Below are 16,825 nucleotides of genomic sequence, written 5' to 3'. Positions count from 1 at the left end.
CCGGCCGTCGCCGTCGGCTGCCGCGGCCTCCGTACGCCGGCGCCGTTCCTCCAGGCGCGCGGCGAGCCGCGTCAGGCCGGCCCCCGCGCCGCCGACCCACTGAGGCAGTCTGGACATGTCGCTTCCTCTTCCCCCCTCGGTCCCGTCACTGACGGGACGACGTTACCCGTGCCGAATGCACGAAACCCCCGACCCTGGTGCGGTCGGGGGTTTCGCGTCGCTGTACGGCGAGCCGGTCTAGTACCAGCTGTTGGCCTGCCAGAACGACCAGGCGCCGCAGGGGCTGCCGTAGCGGTCGTTCATGTAGCCCAGGCCCCACTTGATCTGCGTGGCCGGGTTGGTCTGCCAGTCGGAGCCCGCGGAGGCCATCTTGGAGCCCGGCAGCGCCTGGACGAGGCCGTAGGCGCCCGAGCCGGCGTTGGTGGCGCGGTAGTTCCAGCCGGACTCGTGGTCCACGATGTTGCTGAAGCACTGGAACTGGTCGGCCGGCATCATCTGCCGGGCCATCGCCTGGGTCTCTGCGATCGAGTACGAAGCCTTGACGGCGATGTCGCCGAGGGGACCGCGCTCGGCGGAGCGGCTGGCGGCCTGCTTCTTGGCCTCCGCCCGCTCCTTGGCGGCCTGCTTCTCGGCCGCGACCTGCTTCTCTGCCGCGTCCTTCTTGGCCTGTGCGCTCTCGGCTGCCGCCTTGCGGGCCGCCTCCTGGGCGGTCTTCAGGGCGGCGGCGTCCGCCTGGGTGGACTGGTCATCCGCCTGCTGCACGAGGGACGCCGTCTCCACCTGGGCCTGCTGGCCCGCGGGGATGTCGGCGATCGTCGCGTCGGCAGCGGTGGCCTCGGTGTTGGCGACCGAGCCCGGCTGAGCGCCCGACGCGACGCCGACAACGGCGCCGACTGTGGTGACCGCGGTGGCGGAGGCCACGGCGAATCCCCGGACCGAAATCCGGCTCACACGTTTTCCTTCCAGCGTCGTCCGCGTAGGTGACCATCGCGGACGCAATCGTGCCCCTGGCGCTGTCCTCCGTATTGCTCCGTCCCCGAAGTGCGGGTGGGGCCGGCTGGTCACAGGAGGCACTGGCCCGGTACGTCCCCCTCGGGGGTCCGCGTGGTGCTCGGGCGGCATACGGCGAACGCTTTTCAGTTCTGTGGTTCTACACCGCTGGGGGTGCTGATGTGCCGTATGCGGGGCCTGACAGGTCCCAGACTCTGCCCGAACCGGACGCGTGGAATCAATTCTCAGCCGGGTGTGAAAGCTCACACCTCGTTTACGCCAAGGAGTTTCCGGATATCTCCGCGCGCGCCGACGCCGCCCGGCTAGGCTCTCTGGCTTCGCCGGACGGCGCAGGTCACACAACGGGTCGGAGCCGCTCCGACCTCCTCATACGGGGTGCGGCCCCTATAGAGGATCAGATACGCCCGTCCTCCAGCATTTCGGTCACCAGGGCCGCGATCGGCGACCGCTCCGAGCGGTTGAGTGTGATGTGCGCGAAGAGCGGATGGCCCTTCAGCTTCTCCACGACCGCGACCACGCCGTCGTACCGCCCGACCCGCAGGTTGTCGCGCTGCGCGACGTCATGCGTGAGCACGACGCGCGAATTGGCGCCAATACGGGACAGAACGGTCAGCAGGACGTTCCGCTCCAGGGACTGCGCCTCGTCGACGATCACGAACGCGTCGTGCAGCGACCGGCCGCGGATGTGGGTGAGCGGCAGCACTTCCAGCATCCCGCGCCCCACCACCTCCTCGATGACATCGGACGATGTCACCGACGTGAGGGTGTCGAAGACGGCCTGCGCCCAGGGCCCCATCTTCTCGGCCTCGGTGCCCGGGAGATACCCCAGATCCTGCCCGCCGACGGCGTACAGCGGCCGGAAGACCATCACCTTTCTGTGCTGCCGGCGCTCCAGTACGGCCTCCAGGCCCGCGCAGAGCGCCAGCGCCGACTTGCCGGTGCCGGCCCGGCCGCCCATCGAGACGATCCCGATCTCCTGGTCGAGCAGCAGGTCCAGCGCGATCCGCTGTTCGGCGCTGCGGCCGTGGATGCCGAACGCCTCGCGGTCGCCGCGCACCAGCCGCACCCGGCCGTCGGCCGTGACCCGGCCGAGCGCCTTGCCGCGCTCGGACTGGAGCACGAGCCCCGTGTGCACGGGCATCTCCGCGGCCTCGGGGACGTACGCGCTCTCCACGGCGAAGAGGTCGTCGACCTGCTCGGCGGTGATCGTCAGCTCCGCCATGCCGGTCCAGCCGGAGTCGGTGATCGCCAGCTCGGCGCGGTACTCCTCGGCCAGCAGGCCGACCGAGGACGCCTTGATGCGCAGCGGCAGGTCCTTGGAGACGACCGTGACGTCGTACCCCTCGGCCTGGAGATTGCGGGCCACCGCGAGGATCCGCGAGTCGTTGTCCCCCATCTGATAGCCGGCGGGGAGGACCCCCGGATCGGAGTGGTTCAGCTCGACCCTCAACGTGCCGCCGACCTCGCCGATCGGGATGGGCGCGTCCAGGCGGCCGAACCGCACGCGGTACTCGTCCAGCCGGCGCAGGGCCTGCCGGGCGAAGTAACCGAGCTCGGGATGGTGCCTCTTGGCTTCCAGCTCCGTGACCACTACTACGGGCAGCACGACTTCGTGCTCCTCGAAGCGGGCCATGGCGCCTGGATCCGCCAGCAGGACGCTGGTGTCGAGGACGTAGGTGCGCCGGTCGGCCTCACGGCGCTGCTTGCTGTTCACCACGGGTGGACGAACCCCCTCGGATGAGGTCGGGGTGCGACGGCGTCGCGGGGGATGGAGCCGGGCTCGGGCCGCGATGCGCGGGCCGGGCACCGGCCCTCCGCGTCGGCCGTGCTGACCGCACGATCGTCCGTGATGCGCAAAGGGCCTCCCGGGCGGACGGCCCCATGCCGTCCGCTGCAGAGCGGCACCCACTGGATCTGGATCTGGCTCTTCGGGTGCCGTCCTGGAAGGGATATTCCCGCGAACACCTGCCGCCATGCCCCGGCATATGACGCATGGCCAGTGAATTCGTGGTTACGGATGAGCGGCAGGCCCCATGTGACGTGTCACGCCCCGCGCCTGACAGGCCGTCGCCACCCCGTGGTGCGGGGAGTCAGACCCCGTAACGCCGGTGCCGGTAGGCGTAGTCGCGCAGCGCGCGGAGGAAGTCGACCTTGCGGAACGCGGGCCAGAAGACCTCGCAGAAGTAGTACTCCGAGTGGGCGCTCTGCCACAGCATGAAGCCCGACAGCCGCTGCTCGCCGCTGGTGCGGATCACCAGGTCCGGGTCGGGCTGGCCGCGGGTGTACAGGTGCTCGGAGATCTTCTCGACGTCGACGGTCTCGGCGATGTCCTCGACCGAGGCGCCGCGCCCGGCCTCGTCCAGCAGCAGCGAGCGGACCGCGTCCGCGATCTCCTGCCGGCCGCCGTAGCCGACCGCCACGTTGACGACGATGCCGCCGATGTCGTCCGTGGCCTCCTCGGCCTCCTTGAGCACCCGCTGCGTACCGGCGGGGAGGAGGTCGCGGTTGCCGACGTGGTGCACCCGCCAGCGGCCGTCGGCCGCCAGCCGCCGCACGGTGTTCTCGATGATGCCGAGGAGCGGCTTGAGCTCCTCCTCGGGCCGGTCGAGGTTGTCCGTGGAGAGCATCCACAGGGTGACGACCTCGACGTCGGTCTCCTCGCACCAGCCCAGCAGCTCTTCGATCTTCGCCGCGCCCGCCTGGTGCCCCTGCTCGGTGGTCAGACCGTCGGCGCGGGCCCAGCGGCGGTTGCCGTCCAGGATCACGCCGATGTGCTTGGGCACCTGGGAGTGGTCCAGCCGGCGCTCCACCCGGCGCTCGTACAGCTTGTAGACGAACTCCCGCACAACAGGGGGATACGGGATACCCATCCCGGAAGATCGCAGCATGTGTGGTCCAGCCCCTCCGTGCCTATTTGGCGGTCGCCCCCGTCGCCTCAAGTCCGCAACTTTACTTCTCAGGAGTGGCAATGACCCAATCAGGTGTGTCACAAGTCCGTGATAAGGAGATGGTCATGACTGGCACCTCTGACTACCGCGCAGCCGATTCGCGCTACGACTCCATGGAGTACCGCCGTACCGGCCGCAGCGGCCTGAAACTCCCGGCGATCTCTCTCGGGCTCTGGCACAACTTCGGCGACGACCGCACCCTGGAGTCGCAGCGCGCGATCCTGCGGCGCGCCTTCGACCTGGGCATCACCCACTTCGACCTGGCGAACAACTACGGCCCGCCGCCCGGCTCCGCGGAGCTGAACTTCGGCAAGATCTTCGCGCAGGACTTCCGGTCCTACCGGGACGAAATGATCCTTTCCACGAAGGCCGGATATCTGATGCACCCGGGCCCGTACGGAGAATGGGGTTCCCGGAAATACCTGCTCTCGTCGCTCGACGCGTCACTTCGGCGGATGGGGGTCGATTACGTCGACATCTTCTACTCGCACCGATTCGACCCGGACACTCCGCTCGAGGAGACGATGGGCGCGCTGGCTTCCGCGGTGCAGCAGGGCAAGGCCCTGTATGTGGGTGTTTCCTCCTACAACTCCTCACAGACCCGCGAGGCCGCCCGCATTCTGCGGGAAATGGGCGTACCCGCGCTGATCCACCAGCCCTCGTACAGCATGATCAACCGCTGGACCGAGGACGACGGGCTGCTGGACACCCTGGACGCGGCGGGCATGGGCTGCATCTCCTTCGCGCCGCTGGCCCAGGGGATGCTCACCGACAAGTACCTGAACGGCATCCCCGAGGGCTCGCGCGCCTCCCAGGGCAAGTCGCTCGACCCGGGCCTGCTCTCCGAGGACGTCGTGCGGCGGCTGCGCGGCCTGAACGAGATCGCGAAGCGCCGCGGCCAGTCGCTGGCGCAGCTGGCACTGTCGTGGGTGCTGCGGGACGAGCGGATGACCTCGGCGCTGATCGGCGCGAGCAGCGTCGCGCAGCTGGAGGCGAATGTCGCGGCGCTCGGCGGGGACGAGCTGACGGACGCCGAGCTGGCCGAGATCGACGAATTCGCGACCTCGACGGAGGGCGTCAACATCTGGGCCCGGCGCTAGCACGCGGCGCCCGGGGCGGGGAAAGAAAAAGCGGGCCGGTCCGTGGGGGGGATACGGACCGGCCCGAGGGGGGGTTTCCACCATAACCCCGGAACGGCCGTGGTTCGCGCATCATCGGCGGTCGGCCCGCGCGTCGCGGAGTCGGTCATGGCGCGGTGAGCCCGTCCGGGCGGCACGCGAATTCCCTTAATGATCTTGAATTCGCGGGCCACCGCCCGCCCCATGCCGGGCCCATGGGCTTAATGATCTTGTTTCGTACGGTGTCGGACCCGTCCCCGGCCGCCACGCCGCGAGCGTGACGGAGCTCTCGTCCCGCCGGTCACGGATACCCCGCAGGAGCGACACCCGTACGGTCGCCGGCTTGACGCGCCCGCGGGCCGGCCGCAGAGGGCCCGCGAAAAGGGAAGCGCCCCGAGTGCGGCGCGGCGCACCCGGAGCGCGAGGCAATGGCCGGGCTGTCCCGGCCCTCGTATCGGACTTCACCGGTCGTCGTGCGATCGTTCCGTCTCGGTCCTCCGCGGCCCCCAATCCTCACGGTCCTCGGTCCCTGCCTTGCCGGGCAGCGGCGCGCCGCCGTGCCGCACACCGGCTGGTGGCTCGTCGCCGCGGGCCGTGCCGCCCCCGGCGCGGGGGCGGGCGGCCCGGGCGATGCGCTTCCAGCTGATCGCTACGGGCGGTGCGGAAACGACCATAGGGCACATACCGCTCAGGTGGTGCCGAATCCCCCCAGAAGTAGGCCGAGCAGCGCGCCGAGGACCATGAACGGGCCGAAGGGCATCGCGGACTTCCGGTCCGCACGCCGCCCGATCATCATCCCGATCCCGTACACCGAGCCCAGTACGAAGCCCGCGAAGGCGCCGAGGAAGAGCACGGCCCAGCCGTACCAGCCCAGCGCGATCCCCAGCGTCAGCGCCAGCTTGACGTCGCCGAAGCCCAGCCCGTCGGGCCGGATCAGGAAGAGCACGAAGTACGCGGCGGCCAGCGCGAGTCCGCCCAGGAGCGCGCCGGTCCAGGACCCGCGGTGGCCCGGCAGCAGCGCGGCGGCCCCCAGGAGCGCGGCGGCGGCGCCGGCCGCCGGCAGGGTCAGCACGTCCGGCAGCCGGTGCACCACCGCGTCGACCGTCGCCAGCAGCACCGCGACCGGCGCGAGCAGCAGCCACACGCCCAGCTCGGGCCGGGGCCCGACGGCCGCGGCGAGCAGCGCGCAGGCCGCGGCGGTGACGAGGGGCGCGGTGGCGCGCGCGGGGCCGTAGGCCGGGCAGGGGACGGGAGGTGCGGAGGCGAGGGGGGCCGAAGCGGGGACGGCGACGAGTGCGGCGGACCCCATGGATGTACAGCGCGCGCGGCCCAGCCAGCCGCCTGCCACGCCGGTGATCGGGTGGCCCTGCGGGCACGCCGCGCGCCGCCCCTCCTCGGGCTCGACGGCCAGGCGGTAGGCGGCCCGCGGCACGAGCAGCCCGGCGGCGGCCCCGAACACGGCGGCGAGGGCGATCAGGAGCGGATGCACCCCTCGACCGTACGGCCGGCCGGCGGCCCGGTCATGGGCCCTGGGGCCCAACAACGGGCCACGCGGCCCCTACGGCGCCTCGATCGTCAGGCGGGTGCCCGGCCGCAGGCCCCAGCAGGCCATCGCGCCCGCCTCGGCCTCCAGGACGTGGCGAGCGCGGAGCCGTGGGCGGCCGAGCCGGTTCGGCCGCATGGTGCGGACGGCGCGGACGGTCAGGTCACGGTCCAGGTACGCGACGTCGATCGCGAAGCGCATGCGGAAGGTGTGGATGCTGCTCGCGGGCGTCAGCAGGACGGCCCCCTCGATGCCGTCCCGGCCCAGCAGCCCGCGGGTCCTGGCGCGGTAGGAGGCCGCGATCTCCAGGGGGACGCTCTCGCCGGCCGTGATCCCCAGCCGCCCCCGGCCGTCCCGCCACCTGCCCATGGTGTCCCCTCCCCTACGCCGGGCCGGGATATTGCCGCCGCGCGGTCACCACTTCGCGCGGTCCATCGGGTACGGCAGTTCCTCCAGCGCACCGGCCTTGCGGAGCAGGCCGTTGACCGCGAGTACGTGATCGGCGTCCGGGCCCGTGCCGTCCGGCCTGCCGAGGTCGATGACCAGGCCGCCGTGCTCGGTGTGCGACCGGCGCCCCGGTACGTCCTCCGGGATCAGCGCCCGGCGGCCGCTGGAGAGGTAGACGGCCCGGCCGCAGCGCGGCGTGGAGTTGTCGAGCTCGTACTCCTTCTCCAGCGCGCCGAGGAGGTCGTCGTCGGCGATGTCGCCCCAGTCCGCGTCCCACTCCTCCGCGATCGCGGTGAGCACCTCGGGGAGCCGGGCGACCAGCGGTGCCGAATCGTTCAGGTCGGCGGAGCGGATCGTGATGACGGCGGTCTGCGGCGCGAACTGCGGTGTCCCGCCGGCGCCGACGCACAGGGTGATGATCGGCCGGCCGGGCCGGGCCGCGACCAGGACGGCGGAGTAGCCGATCGTGGCGGCGTCGTCCTGGGGATTGACGCGCGAGAGGTACGAGGCGAACCAGTCCGCGTCGACGTTCTCGGGCAGCTGCTCCGCCTGTCCGACCGCCTCGGCCCGCCAGCCCGCGAAGTCCTCCGGCGCGATCCTCGCCAGCCGCCGCAGGAGTCGCAGCCAGCGCTCGGCGAGCTGGTCCGGGCTCTCCTGCCGCGGGCCCCAGACACCGCCGACCGTCAGATCCAGTGTCACGTCAGCTCCCACTCAGGTGTTCCGTTCGTTGCCTTTCGTCGCCGTGCCCGCGGTCTGCTGCCGCGGGCACGCCGGCCGGCGCGTACGGCAGCCATCAGGCCGGCGCCCGCCCGGTCCGGATGCACGCTGTCATCCGCCCCCGTGCCGCGTCGAGTCCGGCCTGCGCCTTCTTCACCACCTTCACGGGGTTATGTGGTGTCTCTTCACATCGAGGCGCCCGTCACGGACACCGGCATGATCACTCGGCCCGCGGGAAGGACACTTCCACGCGGCGGTTCTTCTCGCGGCCGTCCTCGGTGTCGTTGCTCGCGACCGGCGCGTCCTCGCCGTAGCCGCGGATCTCGAAGGTGATGCCGCTGCCGTCGAGGTCCTCGTTCAACTGCCGCTGGACGGCGTCCGCGCGCCGCTTGGACAGCTTGAGGCCGTGCGCGGACGAGCCGAGGTCGTCGGTGAAGCCGGCCACGGTCACGTTCGTGGCGTGCTGCTTCTCGATCTCGTCGGCGATCTGCCCGATGCGGTCGTTCGCCTCGCCGGACAGCTCCGCGCTGTCCTTGCCGAACAGCACCTCGGCCTGGAGCTGGAACTTCACGTCGGAGTTGGAGTCCTCGCGCTGCTCCGTCCCGCGCTCGTCGCCGACGACGGTCTTGATGTCCAGCACCTTGGGCGCGGCGAGGGTCTTGCCTTCGGGGAGTTTGAGGTCGGGGTCCTTGACGTCGACCTTGCCGCGGAAGACGGAGGGCGCCGCCGGCACGTCCTCGTCGGCGAGCGCGGCCGACCCGCCGGCCAGCGTCAGGCCCGCCGCCAGCGCCGAGGACAGCAGCAGTACGGGCCCGCGCACGCGGTAGCGGTGAGGGGTGCTCATCGGATCACGCGTCCGTCAGCGTGAGGGAGACGGCCTGGAAGGTCGGTATCTGCAGGTCCACGTCCGTCGTGCTCTTGGGCGGCGCGGGGAACTGCATGAAGACCTTCTGGTCGGAGTTGGCCGCGACGATGCCGAGGCCGGTGGTCGCCAGCGGGCGGTTCTCCGTGTCACGCAGCGTGTAGTACCGCTTCTTCTCGGTCTTGTCGACGAGAGTGGCGCCGCCGAGGGAGTCGCCGGCGGCCCGCTTCATGGCCAGCTCGGGGCCGGTCCACTGGGCGGTGTCGGTGAAGTCCTTGCCCGAGGAGTTCTTCAAGTTGCCGTTGACGGTGACGAATCCGCTGGAGTCGCGCGTCGCCGACGTCACGTCCAGCGTGATGCCCTGCGGGCCGTGCAGCGTGGCGATCACCGTGTCGTCGGCCGGCTGCTCGGGCTGCCGCGCCCGCTCGCCGCCGGCCTGGTCACTGGTGTGCTGCTGACTGGACGACGGGATCCGGTTCGCCGTCTTCGCGGGGTCCTCACCGCACGCGGACAGCGTTAAGGCGAGCGCCGCCGCGAGGGAAGCGGCGGCCACCGTCCGTCGCGCCGGGGTGATCTGCCACATACTCATGAACTCGTCCTCTACTCGTCTTCGCGCCGTCAGCCGTGAGAGGGCTTCAGCCGGCAAGCTTTACGGAGAACAGATCGGCCGCGCGCGGGAAGTCCGGGTGCGCGGGATCCGGTTCCTCGGGATCGATGGACCACTCCTGGCCGTCGCACATCAGGTTCAGGCGCCGGGGATCGCGGTCCTTGTCCCCGTCGTCCCCGCCGGGCTTCGGCTTCGGGTCCTCGTCACCGGTACCGCCCCCGCCCGGCTTCTCGTCCGGCCGCAGGGCGCACTTCGGCTCGATGACCGCGACGGCACTTGCCGTTGCCTGCTCGTTCTCGGTGCCCGGGATGACCGAGGCGCCCATGCCGCCGGTGGTGCGCACCTGGACGGTGAAGCCCTCCCGCTGATCGCTCAGTTGCCGGCAGCCGTCGCCGGCCACCGCGGTACCGTTGCGCTGCGCGAAGCTGCCGGCCGCCAGACAGGCCCTGGCCGCGTCGTAGAGCTGCCCCTTGATCAGTACGGGCCAGTCGGCGGGCTCGTGGAGGGAGCCGAGCAGCGCCTCGCGCAGCTGGTCGCGGGCGTCCTGCGCGGCCGCGAGCGCCGCCGAGTCGGCCGCGGACTGGGCGCCGTTGCGGGCGGCCGCCGCCTGTCCGACCGCGAAGTACGCGAACGCGAGAAAGAGCAGGCCCGCCACCACCGTGATGTAGATGGGGAGGGCCTGCCCTGAATCGCGGCACGTCCGCAGCGGCGCGCGGGAGATCCCCGGCGCGGGCAGGTTCAGCCGGTCCTGACGCTGTTGATCGCGGCCTTGATCTTGTTCTTGATCGTGTCGCCGATGTCCGTGAACCCGGCGATCGCCGCCATGATCGCCACGACCACCACGATCATGCCGATGTACTCCACCGCGGTCTGCCCCTTGGAGCGCTCCCGGCCGTACATCCGCTCGATGCAGGCGTCCCGCCAGGAGCCGATGTACACCTGGGTGGCGGTCGTGGCCTTGAGCATCCGCTGGTTCATGATGGTGGTGTTCCCCTCCGGGTCCGGCCGGCCGAGTTCGGGCCGGCGCGCAGGCTTCCACGCCGTACGTGGCACCTGCTTCCCCCCGGCCGGTACCGCCGGCGACCCCGGAAACGTACGCCGCGGACACCGCGCCCGGCATGGGTCCCCGGGCCCAAAACCGGGCCCAAACCTCCCCGCGGGCCCAAAAATCGGCGCGGTCCGCGCCGGGCACCCGTCGGGCCGGGCGGCCCGTCCCCCCGTCAGCCATGGCTCTGCGTTCCCCTTCGGGCGGTACCGAGCCAGACCGCGATGGCCTGGCTGCGGCTGGTGGCGTGCAGCTTGGTGAAGATCCGGTTGATGTGGTTCTTGACGGTCTTCTCGCTGATGAAGCACGTGGCGGCGATCTGCGCGTTGGTCATGCCTGCCGCGATCAGTCCCATCACCTCCGCCTCGCGATGGCTCAGCCCGAACCGGTCCGTGCCGTTTCCCTGCTGCGCCCACCGGGCACCGTCCCGCTGTGCGGGGACGGCAGCGGCCGCTCGGTGCGGCCCAGTCGCAGACTGTGCCATATCGACTTGCGGTTGCGAAGTGGTTTGCAACGGACGCGATGAATTCGAGACCGAGTGTGCCCCGCAATACTGCGAACTAGCGTCCCCGGCCGGGCCATTCTGACCGGAATTGCCATTTGCAGGAGCAGCGCGTTCGTCCGGGGCGCCCACACGGTGGCCGGAAGGTGAAGCACCGGCTCCTTGGCCGGTTCCGTACGGCGCGCCGCCGGAACGGACGTGGGCCAGCAGGGCGTTGCAGGCCGTTGTGGTGAAGCGGGCGCGGCCCGCCGTGATGTCGCGTACCGCGTCGGCCAGTTCGTCCGCGGTGAACTCGCCGTGCACGAGGTAACCGCCCGCACCGAGCCGCAGCGACTCCCGTACGAGCGCGCTCTCCCGGCTGTACGTCAGCATCATGACGGGCGCGAGGCGGGCGAGGTGGGGCAGCGCCGAGATGCCGTCGACGCCGGGCATCCGCACGTCGAGCAGGACGACGTCGGGGCGGTGCAGGCGCGCCTCGTCGTACGCCTGGCGGCCGTCGGCGGCCTCCGCGACGACCTCGATGTCCGGGCGCCCGGAGAGCAGGACGGTGAGCCCGGCGCGTACGACGGGGTTGTCGTCCGCGACGAGGACGCGGAGGGGCGCGCCCCGCCCGGGCAGGGGGCCGTCCCCGAAGACGGCCGGGGCCTCCCCGAAGCCCGACGGCCCGTCTCCGAACCCCGACGGCCCGTCCCCGAAGGGGAACGGCTCGTCGTCGAGGGCGAACATCTCGTCGTCGAAGGGGAACATGTCGTCGAAGGTGAACGGATCGGTGGCGGGCGCGCCGCCCGGATCACGGAATTCCGGCATGGTGCGGCCTCCTCTCACGGCCTGGCGGGGGGACGGGACAGCGGTACGGGGAGCGGCGCGAGCGGTGCCTTCGGCAGGACGGCCGCCAGCGGGAGTTCCACCCGGACCTCCGTCCCCTTCGTGGCGCGGCCGCGGCCGATGCGGATGCGGGCGCCGATGCCGGCCGCCCGTTCCACCATGCCGACCAGGCCGAAGTGCCCGGCTCGGCGCAGGCCGTCCAGGGTGGTGCCGGGCGGCAGGCCGCGGCCGTCGTCGTACACGCTGATGCGCAGGCTGCTCTCGACCACGCCCGCCGAGACGTCCAGGCGGCTGGGTGCCGCGTGCCGGCGGGCGTTGTCCATGGCCTCGGTGGCGATGGTGAGCAGCTGGCGGGCGATGGCGTGCGGGACCTGGAGCGCGGCGGCGTCGCCGAGCGGGCGGTAGCAGGCCGTGAAATTCGTCCGGCGGGCGAAGTCGGCGACCCGCGCGGCGAGTTCGCCGAACACGTCGACGCCGCCGTCCAGGCCGGTCTCGCGCCGCAAGTCGGAGAGGAGTTCGCGGGATTCGGCGGCGGCCCGGCGGGCGGCGCGGGAGACCAGCTCGGCCCGGCGCTTGACCGTCGAGGCATCGGTGCGGTCGGCGGAGCCGGCCAGGCCGTCGGCGGCCAGCGCCAGGCCGTGCAGCGTCTTGGCGACCGAGTCGTGCATCTCGCGGGCCAGCCGGGCACGTTCGGACTCGACGGCCTCGTTGACGGCGAGCCGGGAGCGGGTCTCGCTCAGCGCCTGGCTGGCCGCGCCGAACCGCAGCATCAGGTTGCGCAGGGTGACGCCGACCGCGCCGGCCAGGACGCAGACGCCGGGCAGCAGGGTGGAGCCGGCGAGCGTGACGTCGAGGTCGGCGTCGCCCACATACGCCAGCAGGACGATGCAGACGGTCAGCGAGGCGAAGACGCCGGCGCCGCGCCAGCCGTAGGCCAGGCCCGCCAGCAGCGGCGTGCACATCGTGACGTAGCTGAGCGGGCTGGCGGGCGAGGCCGTGAAGAGCAGGAGGGCGCCGAAGGCGGCGTCCAGGGCGAGCAGCCAGTGGTGGCGCAGCAGCAGCGGCCCGAAGCGCTCCCAGTCGCGGAAGAGCATGTAGGAGGCCATGAAGGTGAACAGCACGGCGGAGCAGACCAGGACCGTGGGCCAGCCGCGCTTGGTGCCGTAGATCGCGAACGGGGTGGCGAGGGCGATCATCGCCAGCCGGAAGCCGAAGACCTGCCGGCACAGCGCCTGGAGCGCGCTGAGCTGGAGGCGGAGGGTGGGCTCCGCGGTGGGCGCGGCCGGGTCCTCGGGGCCGTGCGGCGGCAGCGGACCGCCCGCGGTGATGGGCGCGGCGGCGCGCCGCCGGAACGCACCGCCCCGCCGCACCCGCCGGTCCGCCGCGCCGCGCTTCACCCCAGCAGCCCCGATCCCAGGAACATCCCCGCGCCGATCAGCAGGATCGTGGCCGGGACCATCACCATCGTGATCGTGGTGGTGGCCTTCGGCACGGCCCTGGCCGCCTTGCGGCGGGCGTTCTGGGCGTCGGTGCGCCGCATGTCGTTGGCGATCGCGATGAGCGTGTCGACGATCGGCGCGCCCAGCTCCTCGCCCTGCTGGAGGGCGGTGACGAACATCGCGACCTGCTCGGAGTCGTTGCGCCTGCGCAGCTCCTCGAACGCCTGGCGGCGGCTGACGCCCATGTCCATCTGGCGCAGCGTGATGCGCAGTTCGTCGGACCAGGGGCCCTGGTACTTCTCGGCGGTACGGTCCAGGGCCTGGCGGAACCCGAGGCCCGCCGAGACCACGACGGCGAGCACGTCGAGGAAGTCGGGGAGGGTGCGCTCGATGGCCTCCTTGCGCTGCCGGACGGCGGCCCACAGGGCGACCTCGACCCAGAAGAGCCCGAACCCGACCATGAGGAGGGCCAGCACCGGCTGGCCGTTCGCCGCCATCGCGAGGGCGCCGAGCGCGCCGGTGACGCCGTAGACGAAGCGGCGGGCCGCGTACCGGTCGACGGTGAGGCCGCCGGGGTTGCCCGCCATGTCGATGCGCTTGCGCAGCCGGTCGACGCGCTTGGGGCCCATCATGCGCAGCACCATCGGCGCGTACCGCATGCCGAGCCGGTCGATGGCCGAGCCCGCCGCGCTGGTGCGGGAGGAGCCGACCTCCAGCGCCACGACGAGGTCGGCGGGCAGCTTGGCCTCGGAGCGGTACAGCCGCCAGCCGTACACCGCGCCGAGGACGGCGAGGCCGAGGAGGAGGGCGAAGAGGAGTCCCATGATGCGGCCTCTCAGACGTCGATCTTGCCGAGCCGGCGGACGAGGACGAAGCCCAGCGCGTACAGGGCGAGCGAGACGAGGATCGCGCCCTGGCCCAGTACGCTGCCGGTGATCTTGTCCAGGGCGCCGGGCCAGATGCCGTTCATGACGAGCAGCGCGCCCAGGCCCAGCAGCGGGACGACGTACCCGGTGGCGGTGACCTGCGACAGCTGCGTACGGACCTCGCGACGGGTCTCCTTGCGCTCCTCCAGCGTCTCGGTGAGGTTGCGCAGCGAGCTGACGACCGTGCCGCCCGCCCGGTTGGCGAGTACCAGCGTGGTGACCAGGACGACCAGCTCGCGCGAGGGCAGCCGTTCGGCGAGCGCGCCGAGCGCGTCGTCGATGGAGTGGCCGATGGCGAGCTGGTCGGCGACCTTGCCCAGCTCCTCGCCGGCCGGCGCCTCCAGCTCCTCGGCGGCCATGGCCAGCGCGGTACGCAGCGCCAGGCCCGCCTGGGTGGCGTTGGCGAGCACCCGGGAGAGCTCGGGGAGCTGGCCGATGAACCGCTCGGTGCGCTTCTGGCGCTGCCAGTTGAGGTACGCGAACGCGCCCCACAGGCCCGCCGCCCCGGCGATCGGCCCGAAGAACGGCGCGAGCAGCACACTGGCGAGGATCCACAGGCCGAGCACCGCCGCGACCACGGCGGCGAAGAACACGCCGGGCGTGAGGTCCAGGCCGGTCGCGGCGAGCCGGATCTCCAGCCGCTTGCCGAACCGCGTCCCGCGCAGCCGGCGGTCCAGGCCGTCGAAGCCGCGGCGGCGGCCCGGCGCGCGGAGCTGCCCGGCCCGGTCGAGCCGGTCGACCAGCGCGGCGTGCTGCGCCCGGCCCGAGGCGACGGCGTGCACGCCGAGCACGGCGAACACGCAGCACAGCAGCGTGCTGCCGAGCGTCAGGAGCGCGAGGTTGTCCATGGCGGCGGGGGTTTCCTCCGTGAGGGGGCGGGGTGGCGGGCGGAGGGTCAGGCGGGGTACTCGCCCTTGCGCATGACGAGCTGCCCGGCGTCGGAGGCGACGCCGAAGGCGGCCGGCAGCGGCTCGTTCTTCATGTAGAGGCGGTCGGCGACCCGGCGCGGCAGCGGGTAGTACTCGAAACTGCCGTGCACTCTGCCGTCCGCGGCCATCGGGCGGGCCAGGAACTTGGCCACCGAGACGAGCCGGTAGTCCTCGCGGCCGTAGGAGTCCACGATCGCGATCTCGCTGATCTTGCGGGTGCCGTCGGCGTGCCGGGTGAGCTGGACGAGGACGTCCAGCGCGCTGTTGATCTGATCCTTGATCGCCACGAACGGGATCTCCACCTCGGACATCGACGCGAGGGTCTGCAGCCGCATCAGCGCGTCCTCCGCGCTGTTGGCGTGCACGGTGGCCAGCGAGCCGTCGTGCCCCGTGGACATCGCCTGCAGCATGTCCAGCGTCTCGCCGCCGCGCACCTCGCCGACGATGATCCGGTCCGGGCGCATCCGCAGCGAGTTCCGCACCAGGTCGCGGATGGTGATCCGGCCCTTGCCCTCGACGTTGGCGGGGCGGGCCTCCAGCGTGATCACATGCGCCTGCTGGAGCTGGAGTTCGGCGGAGTCCTCGATGGTGATGATGCGCTCGCCCTCGGGGATCAGCCCGGAGAGCGCGTTGAGCAGCGTGGTCTTGCCGGAGCCCGTCGCGCCGGAGACGACGATGTTGAACTTCGCCCGCACCAGCCCCGACAGCAGCATCAGCATGTGCTCGTCCAGCGAGCCGAGGCCGATCATCTCCTGCAGGGTGTAGGAGCGGGGGAAGCGGCGGATGGTGAGGGTGGCACCGGACAGCGCCAGCGGCGGGATGACGACGTTGACCCGCTCGCCGGAGGGCAGCCGCGCGTCGACCATCGGATTGCTCTCGTCCACGCGGCGGTTGACGGTGGAGACGATGCGCTCGATGGTCTGCATCAGCTGCTCGTTGGAGGCGAACCGCAGCGGCAGCAGCTCGACCTTGCCGGCCCGCTCGACGAAGATCTGGTCGGGCCCGTTCACCATGATCTCGGTGACCGAGGCGTCCTCCAGGAGCGGTTCGAGGATGCCCAGACCCAGCGCCTCGTCGACGACGCGCCGGATGAGCATGGCGCGCTCGTGCGTGGACAGGACCGGGCCCTCGCGGCTGATGATGTGCCCCAGTACCCGCTCCAGCCGGGCCCGCCGCTCGGCCGCGGCCAGCGAGGACATCTCCGCGAGGTCGATCTCCTCCAGCAGCTTGCCGCGGTAGACGGCGACGAGGTGGTTCTCCTCCTGCTGCCCGCCTCGCTCCTCGGGGGCGTTGATGCGCGCCCTCAGGCTCATGGTCCGGACTCCTTCGTACGCGGCATGGTGACCGTCTTCTCGGTGGCGCCGAAGTCTTCGACGAACGGGATGATCGAGGGGATGCGTACTTTGGCGGTCACCGTCACCGCGTCCGGCCCGCCCGTGCGCTGCGTGAAGGCCGCCCCTCTGGCGACCCAGCCGCTCATCGCCGCCCGCCCGGCCGCGTCCGGGCTGATCTGCGGCTCGTCCAGCCCGGCGGTACGGGCCGCGGCGCGCGCTCCCGTACCGGTCTGCTGGATCGCGTACGCGGCGATGCCGAACTGGACCAGGGCCAGGCCGACCAGGATCAGCACCGGCAGCATGCCGACGAACTCGACGGCCGTCTGTCCCCGGTCGGCCCGCCGCCGCGCGCTCGGCACCATGGCTCAGTCCTCCTTCACGGCGGCGGCCTCGCCGGTGACGTGGAAGGGGAAGGCGAGGGAACCGGGGAACAGCACCGGCACGGCCAGCGTGACCCGGGCCCGGTACAGGCCGGGGGCCTCGCCGCAGCCGATGCGCGCGGCGGCCCGCCAGCTCGCCCCCAGGTCCGACCGGCCGCCGCGCTCGCACGCCCCGGAGCCGCGCGAGGCGCC

17 protein-coding genes and 1 pseudogene are annotated in these 16,825 nt (G+C 71.9%); 1 reads left to right on the top strand and 17 read right to left on the bottom strand.

All coding sequences use genetic code 11. The annotated features are described in order from the left end of the window. Window positions 1–237: 237 nt before the first annotated feature. The 3 genes from ABT381_RS30350 to ABT381_RS30340 all read right to left on the bottom strand — a co-directional run bounded on the left by ABT381_RS30350 (window position 238) and on the right by ABT381_RS30340 (window position 3,881). Window positions 238–951, bottom strand: a complete 714-nt coding sequence (locus ABT381_RS30350; protein ID WP_351599792.1) for an aggregation-promoting factor C-terminal-like domain-containing protein — start codon at window positions 949–951, stop codon at window positions 238–240. Window positions 952–1,405: 454 nt separating this feature from the next. Continuing rightward, window positions 1,406–2,728, bottom strand: coding sequence for an RNA 5'-3' helicase PhoH2 (gene phoH2 / locus ABT381_RS30345; protein WP_351599790.1), 1,323 nt, complete (start codon window positions 2,726–2,728; stop codon window positions 1,406–1,408). Window positions 2,729–3,101: 373 nt separating this feature from the next. Then, window positions 3,102–3,881: an isoprenyl transferase gene (locus ABT381_RS30340; protein WP_351599798.1), complete on the bottom strand. Its 780-nt coding sequence runs from the start codon at window positions 3,879–3,881 to the stop codon at window positions 3,102–3,104. Between the two features lie 143 nt (window positions 3,882–4,024). Here ABT381_RS30340 and mgrA point away from each other — a divergent pair, with 143 nt between their 5' ends. Next, window positions 4,025–5,059, top strand: a complete 1,035-nt coding sequence (mgrA, locus tag ABT381_RS30335) for an L-glyceraldehyde 3-phosphate reductase (RefSeq protein WP_351599788.1) — start codon at window positions 4,025–4,027, stop codon at window positions 5,057–5,059. Window positions 5,060–5,765: 706 nt separating this feature from the next. Here the strand turns inward: mgrA and ABT381_RS30330 are convergent. From ABT381_RS30330 to ABT381_RS30265, 14 genes and pseudogenes are all read right to left on the bottom strand, one after another. Then, the gene (locus tag ABT381_RS30330) at window positions 5,766–6,566 is read right to left on the bottom strand and encodes a prepilin peptidase (RefSeq protein WP_351599786.1); all 801 of its coding nucleotides are present in this window, start codon (window positions 6,564–6,566) and stop codon (window positions 5,766–5,768) included. Window positions 6,567–6,635: 69 nt separating this feature from the next. Then, a complete protein-coding gene (locus ABT381_RS30325) occupies window positions 6,636–6,989 on the bottom strand; it encodes a DUF192 domain-containing protein (RefSeq protein WP_351599784.1) in 354 nt (117 codons plus the stop codon). A gap of 45 nt (window positions 6,990–7,034) precedes the next feature. Beyond that, window positions 7,035–7,766 (bottom strand): Imm52 family immunity protein, encoded by a 732-nt coding sequence (locus ABT381_RS30320; protein WP_351599782.1) that lies wholly within the window; start codon window positions 7,764–7,766, stop codon window positions 7,035–7,037. Between the two features lie 238 nt (window positions 7,767–8,004). After that, window positions 8,005–8,628 (bottom strand): OmpA family protein, encoded by a 624-nt coding sequence (locus tag ABT381_RS30315; RefSeq protein WP_351599780.1) that lies wholly within the window; start codon window positions 8,626–8,628, stop codon window positions 8,005–8,007. A gap of 4 nt (window positions 8,629–8,632) precedes the next feature. After that, window positions 8,633–9,235 (bottom strand): hypothetical protein, encoded by a 603-nt coding sequence (locus ABT381_RS30310; protein WP_351599779.1) that lies wholly within the window; start codon window positions 9,233–9,235, stop codon window positions 8,633–8,635. Between the two features lie 46 nt (window positions 9,236–9,281). Next, window positions 9,282–9,959: a pilus assembly protein TadG-related protein gene (locus tag ABT381_RS30305; protein ID WP_351599796.1), complete on the bottom strand. Its 678-nt coding sequence runs from the start codon at window positions 9,957–9,959 to the stop codon at window positions 9,282–9,284. Window positions 9,960–9,991: 32 nt separating this feature from the next. Continuing rightward, window positions 9,992–10,306 carry a Flp family type IVb pilin gene (locus ABT381_RS30300; protein ID WP_351599778.1) on the bottom strand — a complete coding sequence of 105 codons (315 nt, stop codon included), beginning with the start codon at window positions 10,304–10,306 and terminating at the stop codon, window positions 9,992–9,994. A 167-nt stretch (window positions 10,307–10,473) separates the two neighbouring features. Continuing rightward, the gene (locus ABT381_RS30295) at window positions 10,474–11,607 is read right to left on the bottom strand and encodes a response regulator (RefSeq protein WP_351599777.1); all 1,134 of its coding nucleotides are present in this window, start codon (window positions 11,605–11,607) and stop codon (window positions 10,474–10,476) included. Between the two features lie 14 nt (window positions 11,608–11,621). Continuing rightward, window positions 11,622–12,935 carry a sensor histidine kinase gene (locus ABT381_RS30290; protein ID WP_351599794.1) on the bottom strand — a complete coding sequence of 438 codons (1,314 nt, stop codon included), beginning with the start codon at window positions 12,933–12,935 and terminating at the stop codon, window positions 11,622–11,624. A gap of 83 nt (window positions 12,936–13,018) precedes the next feature. Next, window positions 13,019–13,888 (bottom strand): DUF5936 domain-containing protein, encoded by an 870-nt coding sequence (locus ABT381_RS30285; protein WP_351599776.1) that lies wholly within the window; start codon window positions 13,886–13,888, stop codon window positions 13,019–13,021. Window positions 13,889–13,899: 11 nt separating this feature from the next. Further along, a complete protein-coding gene (locus tag ABT381_RS30280) occupies window positions 13,900–14,838 on the bottom strand; it encodes a type II secretion system F family protein (protein ID WP_351599775.1) in 939 nt (312 codons plus the stop codon). 47 nt (window positions 14,839–14,885) lie between these two features. Then, complete coding sequence (locus tag ABT381_RS30275) at window positions 14,886–16,232, bottom strand: TadA family conjugal transfer-associated ATPase (RefSeq protein WP_351599774.1); 1,347 nt, start codon at window positions 16,230–16,232, stop codon at window positions 14,886–14,888. Further along, window positions 16,229–16,615, bottom strand: coding sequence for a TadE family protein (locus tag ABT381_RS30270; RefSeq protein WP_351599773.1), 387 nt, complete (start codon window positions 16,613–16,615; stop codon window positions 16,229–16,231). The genes ABT381_RS30275 and ABT381_RS30270 overlap by 4 nt, the downstream gene beginning before the upstream one ends. A 3-nt stretch (window positions 16,616–16,618) precedes the next feature. Further along, window positions 16,619–16,825 (bottom strand): annotated as a pseudogene (locus tag ABT381_RS30265) (pilus assembly protein); the annotation flags it as partial.

The organism is Streptomyces sp. NPDC000151 (assembly GCF_040301705.1).
Taxonomy (GTDB): Bacteria; Actinomycetota; Actinomycetes; order Streptomycetales; family Streptomycetaceae; genus Streptomyces.
This window is presented reverse-complemented; position numbering and strand designations above follow the sequence as displayed.